This is a genomic window from Pseudomonas sp. DCB_AW, from assembly GCF_026240895.1.
In the GTDB taxonomy this organism is placed as follows: domain Bacteria; phylum Pseudomonadota; class Gammaproteobacteria; order Pseudomonadales; family Pseudomonadaceae; genus Aquipseudomonas; species Aquipseudomonas kermanshahensis.
This window is the reverse complement of the sequence record NZ_JAPFCE010000216.1, coordinates 1-390: the sequence shown is the minus strand read 5'-3', so window position 1 is coordinate 390 and position 390 is coordinate 1. Positions and strand designations below refer to the sequence as shown.

Here is a 390-nt window from a genome sequence, read left to right as displayed (position 1 = left end):
TGGTGATGGTGGTGTGAGGAGACGGTGACCTGGGTCCCCTGGCCCCAATAATCATACTCCTGTTTCATAGTCCCAATGCCCCGGGATTGGGCTGCACAGTAATAAACGGCCGTGTCCTCAGGTTTCAGGCTGTCCATTTGCAGATACACCATGTTCTTGGCCTTGTCTCTGGAGATGGTGAATCGGCCCTTGACGGAGTCTGCATAGTCTGCGATACCTGTCCATTTAATACGTCCTACAAACTCACGCTCCTTTCCTGGAGCCTGGCGGAACCAGCCCATGGCATAGGGACTGAAGCTGCCTCCCGAGGCTGCGCAGGAGAGTCTCAGAGAGCCCCCAGGTTGCACCAATCCTCCCCCAGACTCCTGCAGCTGCACCTGGGCCATGGCC

Annotated in this window: 1 protein-coding gene; it reads right to left on the bottom strand. The window is 57.2% G+C overall.

The window, feature by feature from the left end; translation table 11 throughout:
- On the bottom strand, positions 1-386 hold a 386-nt coding region (locus OO306_RS28290), incomplete at its 3' end, for an immunoglobulin heavy chain variable domain-containing protein (RefSeq protein WP_265970411.1).
- Positions 387-390 lie beyond the last annotated feature (4 nt).